The organism is Desulfuromonas acetoxidans DSM 684, assembly GCF_000167355.1.
Taxonomy (GTDB): domain Bacteria; phylum Desulfobacterota; class Desulfuromonadia; order Desulfuromonadales; family Desulfuromonadaceae; genus Desulfuromonas; species Desulfuromonas acetoxidans.
Genome location: NZ_AAEW02000045.1, coordinates 1 through 7,448 on the forward strand (window position 1 = coordinate 1; position 7,448 = coordinate 7,448).

13 protein-coding genes are annotated in these 7,448 nt (G+C 48.8%); 9 read left to right on the forward strand and 4 right to left on the reverse strand.

Annotated elements, in window-relative coordinates; all coding sequences use genetic code 11:
- Positions 1 to 210: 210 nt before the first annotated feature.
- The 3 genes from DACE_RS16675 to DACE_RS17720 are packed head-to-tail and all read right to left on the reverse strand — an operon-like array spanning position 211 to position 1,821.
- A complete protein-coding gene (locus tag DACE_RS16675; protein WP_006003341.1) occupies positions 211 to 813 on the reverse strand; it encodes a hypothetical protein in 603 nt (200 codons plus the stop codon).
- Positions 814 to 825: 12 nt separating this feature from the next.
- On the reverse strand, positions 826 to 1,347 hold the full coding sequence (locus DACE_RS16680; RefSeq protein ID WP_006003342.1) for a hypothetical protein: 522 nt from the start codon (positions 1,345 to 1,347) through the stop codon (positions 826 to 828).
- 30 nt (positions 1,348 to 1,377) lie between these two features.
- Positions 1,378 to 1,821 carry a helix-turn-helix domain-containing protein gene (locus DACE_RS17720; protein ID WP_050770063.1) on the reverse strand — a complete coding sequence of 148 codons (444 nt, stop codon included), beginning with the start codon at positions 1,819 to 1,821 and terminating at the stop codon, positions 1,378 to 1,380.
- A gap of 147 nt (positions 1,822 to 1,968) precedes the next feature.
- Between DACE_RS17720 and DACE_RS16690 the strand changes: the two genes are divergently transcribed.
- Positions 1,969 to 2,241 (forward strand): helix-turn-helix domain-containing protein, encoded by a 273-nt coding sequence (locus DACE_RS16690; protein ID WP_040367937.1) that lies wholly within the window; start codon positions 1,969 to 1,971, stop codon positions 2,239 to 2,241.
- Positions 2,242 to 2,503: 262 nt separating this feature from the next.
- On the opposite strand, the gene DACE_RS16695 is transcribed toward DACE_RS16690, so the two are convergent.
- Positions 2,504 to 2,779 (reverse strand): hypothetical protein, encoded by a 276-nt coding sequence (locus DACE_RS16695; RefSeq protein ID WP_006003344.1) that lies wholly within the window; start codon positions 2,777 to 2,779, stop codon positions 2,504 to 2,506.
- Positions 2,780 to 2,884: 105 nt separating this feature from the next.
- Here DACE_RS16695 and DACE_RS16700 point away from each other — a divergent pair, with 105 nt between their 5' ends.
- From DACE_RS16700 to DACE_RS16730, 8 genes are read left to right on the forward strand one after another with little or no spacing between them, the layout of a single operon-like run.
- The gene (locus DACE_RS16700) at positions 2,885 to 3,409 is read left to right on the forward strand and encodes a hypothetical protein (protein ID WP_006003334.1); all 525 of its coding nucleotides are present in this window, start codon (positions 2,885 to 2,887) and stop codon (positions 3,407 to 3,409) included.
- Complete coding sequence (locus DACE_RS18300) at positions 3,406 to 3,558, forward strand: hypothetical protein (protein ID WP_155809186.1); 153 nt, start codon at positions 3,406 to 3,408, stop codon at positions 3,556 to 3,558. The genes DACE_RS16700 and DACE_RS18300 overlap by 4 nt, the downstream gene beginning before the upstream one ends.
- Positions 3,558 to 3,743, forward strand: a complete 186-nt coding sequence (locus tag DACE_RS16705) for a hypothetical protein (RefSeq protein ID WP_040367938.1) — start codon at positions 3,558 to 3,560, stop codon at positions 3,741 to 3,743. The genes DACE_RS18300 and DACE_RS16705 overlap by 1 nt, the downstream gene beginning before the upstream one ends.
- 11 nt (positions 3,744 to 3,754) lie before the next feature.
- A complete protein-coding gene (locus DACE_RS16710; RefSeq protein WP_006003336.1) occupies positions 3,755 to 4,045 on the forward strand; it encodes a helix-turn-helix domain-containing protein in 291 nt (96 codons plus the stop codon).
- Positions 4,046 to 4,061: 16 nt separating this feature from the next.
- Complete coding sequence (locus DACE_RS16715; RefSeq protein ID WP_040367940.1) at positions 4,062 to 4,304, forward strand: Mu transposase C-terminal domain-containing protein; 243 nt, start codon at positions 4,062 to 4,064, stop codon at positions 4,302 to 4,304.
- A gap of 35 nt (positions 4,305 to 4,339) precedes the next feature.
- Positions 4,340 to 5,284: a hypothetical protein gene (locus DACE_RS17725; RefSeq protein ID WP_006003337.1), complete on the forward strand. Its 945-nt coding sequence runs from the start codon at positions 4,340 to 4,342 to the stop codon at positions 5,282 to 5,284.
- Between the two features lie 11 nt (positions 5,285 to 5,295).
- Positions 5,296 to 6,984, forward strand: coding sequence for a hypothetical protein (locus tag DACE_RS16725; RefSeq protein ID WP_006003339.1), 1,689 nt, complete (start codon positions 5,296 to 5,298; stop codon positions 6,982 to 6,984).
- An 11-nt stretch (positions 6,985 to 6,995) separates the two neighbouring features.
- On the forward strand, positions 6,996 to 7,286 hold the full coding sequence (locus DACE_RS16730) for a hypothetical protein (RefSeq protein ID WP_006000039.1): 291 nt from the start codon (positions 6,996 to 6,998) through the stop codon (positions 7,284 to 7,286).
- The last annotated feature ends 162 nt before the right edge of the window (positions 7,287 to 7,448 follow it).

A 7,448-nucleotide genomic window follows, 5' to 3' on the forward strand; every position in this document is an offset into this window, starting at 1 on the left:
AAGGCGGGGGATACGGGCTGCTACTACTGTATTCGGTGACTCACCTAAATACTTGGCGACGGGTTCGTTTACCGTCGGCGCTGGATAACCGGCCGCTCAAATTTGAAGAATTCGTGAGGGGGGGCACGATAACTGACAGACCATTATTACGATAATTGTGGTTTACGTTGATTTACGTTTGCCTTGAAGAGATTATTTTTCGCGTTATTTTCAAAAGTATTTTGATAAGTCTTTGTCTTGCCATTTTTCGCCGGTTGAAATTGTTTTTTCGTGCAAGATATCCCTGCCGTTATTTGTTATTTTTCCTTCAATTATTTCCCAGTCATAGAAATACATGTTTTTTACATTTTTTTTAGTAATAATGGCTGCGGGGGAGTTTGCTTTGACTACGGAATATTTGAAAGGGGTCCGCCAGACCGTGATTATTTCGCTGGAAACATACGCTTCAAGCGCAGCTTGCTGATCTGTTGTCAGATTGGCCCATACTCCAACAGGAAGCGAGATGTTTAATTTTGGGTTTGCCGTCCCTTCGCCAAAAAGGTAAGGCTCGTAATAAAATTGATCGACGATATTGTGAGCAATGAGAATATCGTGGAGTAGCTTTTTACCTTTTTTTGCTTTTTGCGAATCCATTATAAAGCTAATGTCTGTACTGTTGTTTTTGGGGGGCTTTGTCGCTGTGCTTGTTCTTTTTTCCGGCGTTATCTTTTTATCTTCTTTTTCAATAGGACTGGAGATGGCAAAGAAAATTAGCATGATGAAAAGCATGAAAAGGTAAAAATAATGGATATTACTTTGTTTTTCTTCTGACATCTTGCCCCCCTGTTATTTGCCAAATACTGTAATTTTCGCGTAGCTGATCAGGCCAAAACTGCGCGATGTATCGACGAAATATATTTTATCAATCCCACCATAATCCGCTGCTGCTTCAATGTTTATATTTTCCATGCCGAAACCGAAAATTCCAAAACCTTCAGCTGTTCCTGATTTGTATTCAGTGGTTAAATCAGTCAACTTTGGATCTTGAATTTGCGCCAGGATTGGCCCGCTACAACCGCTAGCCAGAGAGAGAATAAGCATAGCCGATGCGGCTAGTTTGCGCCGATAAACCAGATTGTCAGATTTCAAGATGGTAAGGCAGAAAATAATGATCGCGCATGTCAGGACGATCACACATGCGATTTGATTTGTGGTTGAGTTGGGAAGTGTGGTGGCAATCAGGCCACAGGATAGCAATAGATATAATAACCGCTGGATGCTGGTACTACTTTCAGATATCAGATTTATGTTCAGATCACCAGCAACTTGCAGGTTGTCGTTTCCTCTTAGATCCTGGCCGATATTCATTCTGTCACCGCCCCATCATTTCATTGCATATTATTTAGACAATTTTTTGATGATCTCTTTTGCTATTTTTTCGGAAACGTACTCCTGTAGCGTATTTTCAAGGTCGTCAGTGAGAATCATTCCACTATCGGTTTCTTTATATCTTACTCTGTGAGATACCTTGCCAACCTCGACATTTCCATTCCTGCTGCCGCCGATCTGAATGTTTCCGTTTCCGTGTAAAATTTGTGAATTACCAGCTTCTGGAGTCCTTTTTCCAGTCGACATCATTTCCCCGTCACCTGTTATTAACCATTCAATATTTACCCAGGGAAATTCCTTTTTTATTGCCGCAAAGAAGTCGGCAGTAGGCAAAGCGTCGCCTTTTAAATACTTAAATATTTGATTTCTGCTCTTACCTGATTTATCAGCGAACTGATCTCTTGTAAGCCCAGTTTCAGGAATTAACAATTTAAGCCTGCCTGAAAAGTCCATAAAATTAGTATCTTTCGCAGAAAAGTAACCTATAGGGAACTTTTTTCTTGAATAGTGCCTAAAAGGGTACTATTGTTGTTTTCAAGTTAACAATTTGACGCGCCAATATGGCGCAACTAGTCAGTTTTTTATTAAAGGAGATTTGCTATGGATGGACAAAACAGCACACCTCAAACCCCCTTGGAAATCAAAATTGCCCTCATGCGAAAAAACTGTCTGCAGGCTGATATTGCGCGTATTTGCGAAGTCTCCCGTAGCCACGTGAACCGCGTTATTAAAGGCAATGTCGTCTCTGATCGCGTCCAGCGGCAAATTGCGTCAGAGATCGGGTACCCGGTTGAAGAGGTCTTTCCTGATCGTTATCCGGCGTCTGGTCCGGGGCCACGTGTTCAACCTGTTGAGCATCGCGCAGCCAGCTAAGTCTAAACAATTATTAACAGTGTTTATATCGCAACCGCCAACTAACGTCAAAACAGTTTTGAAAATGAGGTTGTTATGGATGACCAAACAAATAAAGAACTGCACGTTCACCTCCAAAGAATTAACAACCTGGAACACGAACTTAATGCCCTAAAACAGACATTGACCGCTCAGTTTGGCGTTGAGTTTAGCGAAGATTGCAACTGTTGTTTTTGTCGCCACCAGCGCAAGAAAGCCGCTCGGGAAGCCTGGTTTGTCAAAACTATGAGTGGAGAGCATTCAGCTGTTGAACCGACAGATGTTGAATCTTAGCCAAACAGTCACGCAGCGCCGCTTGTTCGGTGTCACCGGCCCCCCAAAATTCGCTATTAGCGTAGTCGTCTTTGATCAGGGGAATCGCGCTGTAGGTTCCAGGCTTTTCGCCAATCAGGCAAAAGCGCACTTGGATCGTGATGGATCGGGAATCCCGGCAAATTTCGTAAAGTGCCATTTTGTTCAACGTATCGCCGGAGCGTGTCGGGTACATGTCAGAACTCATGATGTGCCTCCTGTGTTTTGAGTGTTTGTAAAAAGCGTATCGGGCCAGGAGCGGAATTCAATCTCTAGCGATCAGTTTTGTTTAGACAAGAAAGGAGGCAAAACCATGTCAAAGAAAAAACACGAAATAGACCCAGCGCAAGGCGTGCTCGATTTTGCCGCCAAGGTCGACAACTACGTCCAGCAAAAGGTTGATATGGCGTCGTCGGTGATTGTTCTCCCGGCCAACGGCCCGGAAAACGAGGATGAGATCAATATGATGTTCGCCGTTTCCATTAAGCAGGCACAGCGTGAGTCCGGTTTGAGCCGTGAGCAGATCTGCGACGGGGTGAACGCCTATTTGAAGCGCACAGAGGAGCGCTACAAAGAGAAGCAATGTCGCAAGCCGATCACCGTTGACATGCTTAATGCCTATGCGGCGAAACCCGCTGAATACCCCATTGATGCCTACCTTCTTTACGCTATCCAGGTTGTCTGCGACTCCCTGGCTCCAACCAAGGTTTTAGCCTCAAGTGTGCATGGCCAGGTCGTGACGCAAGAAGAGGCCAAGCTGGCCGCGCTGGGGATTATCGACGAGGCGACAATGACACTGAGTCGCGCCAAGCGGCGCTTGAAAGGAACTTTCTCATGATGCGTTTCTTCGCCGCATTTTTACTGATTGGCGGGATCTCGCTGGCCGGATCGGATGGGCCGCTATTCCCCTGGTTGAATCTCTTCGGAGTCGGTCTGATCTGGACTGTTGCATTCATACTGCGGCGTATGCCGCTGGAGGGAAATTGATGAAAACTGAACAGGATTGGTTAGTTGAGGCAATTAATCACTATAAAAAATTGTCGAACGCCTTGGGTGGAATGTCGATGAAGCAACGCCGAGAAATCTTCACCCCTTATCTTAAAGATTTAGATGAAGACGAACGCTGGAAAGCTCAACAGCTATTAGCCCAGAGCGGCTGTAGCATCATTTAAAGGATTTTTTTATGGCCACCTACAAAACAATTAATGCCGTCAAGGTGACGGGAAAAGTCTTGAAGTTTCTGGCCGAGCAGAAAAAGCCAGTCAGCGGTCAAGAAATCAGCCGCGCTCTGGATATCGCCAACGGCACCGTGATGTGCCACCTGGCCACGCTGATCGAGATCGGCTTTGTTGAGCTGGTCGGTGAACACTACAAACTCGGCATGGGGGCGGCGCTGCTGTGGGCGAAATATAAGAGCCAGGTGGAAAGCACCATGGCGAACTGCCGGGATACGCTGGCGACTCTGGACGCCTAAAAAAAAGGAGGACGTTATGAAAGCCGTTTGGTTTAAGAAGTTTTGCAATGAAAGTGGCCTGGCCAATCACCGCAGGGTCGAGCGCGGCGGCAATGTCAATGTGAATGGCCGACGCTATACCAGCGCCGCATTGCAAGGTTTCATTGGACAGGAAGTCGTGGTGTTTATCGATCCCGCTGAAAACATGAAGCGCATTGCCTGTTATGCCGCCGATGGAACGTATTTGTGCTCGGGATTTAACAGCGTAGCGCGGGGATAAGAGCTGATTTAACCGCATAGGCGAAGGGAAACGAAATGTCAAAGCAAGATGTTCAAAATCAGACAACAGCCGCCCTTGAGGTGGTTGATATGGAAAAGAGACAGGAAGCTGCTGCGGTCAATGATCAGGCACAGCGTGAAGCATTGATTGCTCAATGTCATGAAGTAATTGGCAGGGTACAGGCTAATCAGCTTATGGCGAAATTTGGCAACGTTGCCAGTTTGGTCTATCTCAAGCAAATAAAAGAGTCAAAGATATATAAAGACCTTCCAGGTATAGGTACGTGGGATAAATTCTGTGAATACACGGGTTTATCAAGACGTAAGATTGACGAAGATCTTTTGAACCTGACCACATTTGGTGAAGATTTTTTGGAAACGTGTTGCCAATTACAGGTTGGCTATCGAGATCTGCGCAAACTCCGCCAGCTTTCAAGCGACGGCAGCGTCCAGATCGAAGCCCAGACCCTGACCATCGGCGGTGAAACGATTCCCCTGGATGATGACCACGCCGAAGAACTACAAGCAGCCATCGAAACCGTGCTCGACGCCAAAACGCAAGAAGCTGAAGAGACACAAGCCGCCCTTAAAGCCAAAGATCGCATTCTCAAAAGCAAAGAAGACGTGATTAACCGGCAAGAAAAAGAGCTGGCGAAGCACGAATCCCGTGCCAAGAAACAGGGCTTTGCCCCAGGTGAGGAAGCCTTCCTCAAGCAGCTCGCCGCCGACAAGATGGTCGTGGATGATATTCTCGGAAAATACAGCGTAGACGATGGCGCACTCGATGCGGAACTCACCGAGCGCATGAAAGCCGAACTGGTGGAAACCCTTGGGTATTTCAAGCGCGTCGCCACCGCCTACCACGATGCCGCAGAAACCCTGTATGAGTCCGACGGTAAAACGTGGGATAGCGACGCACTGATCGCCGAGTTTGAAGAGGAAAATCCAGAACAAAAAGTTCCCCACTTGCAGAGCGTATAGGGGGCGATGCCATGGAATGGAAACGGGAAATGACAGCCCGCCTGAAACAGGCCGGACACGGTGAACGGGGGAAGATCATCGCCGAATATCAGGCCGTGACCGGCAAATCACGCGATGCCCTGTATCGGGCTGCCAAAGAGTGTGGGTTCGAATCAGGCCGGAAAAAACGGGAGGACAAAGGGATGCTGAAAAGCGAGTTGAGCGAATATCAAATTCACTTTGTCAGCAGCCTGATGCAAAGCACCGCCCGCCAAGGGAAAAAAGGCGTGATTATGACGGTGAGAAGAGCTCTGGAGATGGCCATCGACAACCATGTTATCGAAGCCGGTCAGATCTCAGAATCCCGTTTGCAGGCCATTTTGAAAGAACGGGGCATGAACAAAGCCGCGCTTGATTCCGACACGCCCAGCATCCGCATGAAAAGCAATCACCCCAACCATTGCCATATTTTCGATGCCTCCATCTGCATTCAGTATTACCTCAAAAAAGGCAAAGGGCTGGCGATCCTTGATGAACGCGACTTCCGCGAAAAGAAGCCAAAGAACTTCGCCAAGATCAAGCAACGCCTGATCCGCATGGTCCTCGTCGATCATTGCAGCGGCACGATCTTCGTCAAATACTACGTGGCTGCCGGTGAAAGCCAGAGCATTACCTTCGATTTTCTCTCCAGCGCTTGGCACGGCCTTGGTCACGATCAGTTTCCGTTTCGCGGGGTGCCGTTTTTCCTGCTCATGGACGCCGGTAGCGCCAACATTGCCAAGGGCATTTTGGCCATGCTCGAAGCGTTGGACATTGAGATCCCAAAAAATATGCCGCACAACCCGCGCCGCCAAGGCAGTGCCGAAGGGGCGCAGAACATCGTCGAACGTGACTTTGAATGCACCCTGCACCTTGAACCGGCCTACACCATTGACGAACTCAATGCCTGGGCACGGGATTGGATGATCCACTTCAACGGCTCACGCATCCACACCCGCCACAAGATGACCCGCACCCAATGCTGGCTGAAGATCACGCCCGAGCAATTGCGCGAATGCCCCAGCGATGAGGTGTTGCAACTGGTGTACCGCGAACCAGAGTTTGAGCGCACCGTGGCCCAGGATAACACCATCACCATTGATACCGTCTGCTACCCGCTCAAGCACATCCCCGGCATCCGGCCACGGGTCAAAGTCACCATTCGCCGCCGCCCCATGCTGCTGCCGCAGATCGCCGTGGTGTGGAACGAAGAGGAATATCTGGTCAATCCGGTCGCCATCGACGCAAACGGATTCCAGGTTACTGCCGCCGAGATCGGCGTCGAATACCACGCCCAGCCAGAAACCGCCACCCAGAAAGCCCGCAAGGTCAACGACAACCTGGCTTTTGGCGAAGAGAAGAAAAAAGGCGACATCCCCTTTGGCGGCACCCTGGTTGTGCATGGCCACCAAGCCGCCAAACTCGGCAACCTCACCACCATGCCGAAACGCGGCACCCCCATGGAAGTGGGCCGCGATCTGGTCGCGCAAAATATGCCGATCAGCGAGTTTTTAAAGAAACTGCGCGATGCCGCAGGCCGCATTGAACCGGCGTTAAACAAAGAACTCAAAGCAACCTTTGGAACCAGTATCGAAATTAACCGTGCCGACGAGGTGATCAAAGCAATCTGCGCCGACCAGGAGTGGCGCGATATGGATGCCGATCAGGCTCAGGCACTGTAGAGGAGTGGGTAATGAATAGAGTTGAACATTTATTGACAGTTCTCATTGAGGAGGCTGCTGAAATTCAACAAGCAGCGACAAAAGCCCTCCGCTTTGGCCTTACCGATGGCAGACCTGGTGGAACAACGACTAATGCTGAGGACATCAGAAACGAATCCGATCAGTTAACGGCAACACTGGAAATGCTTGAGCATGAGAACTTTATCCCCCAGAGCTTGGGGCGGGAGCATATAGAGCAGAAAAAAAAACGAGTTGAAGTCTATATGTTCTACGCCAAGGAAACCGGCGCTTTAATTGATTAGGAAAACGACAGGGAGACAGCAATGGGCAGACCGAAATCAAACCAACCCCCACGGGTGGGACCGCCCCGTGCAAGAAATCTATCTCAAAAAGTTGCTTGGCCGACGCCAATATCAGTCAGCGCGAATTCGGCCCCATGGTCGGCGTATCAGGTACGACCATTA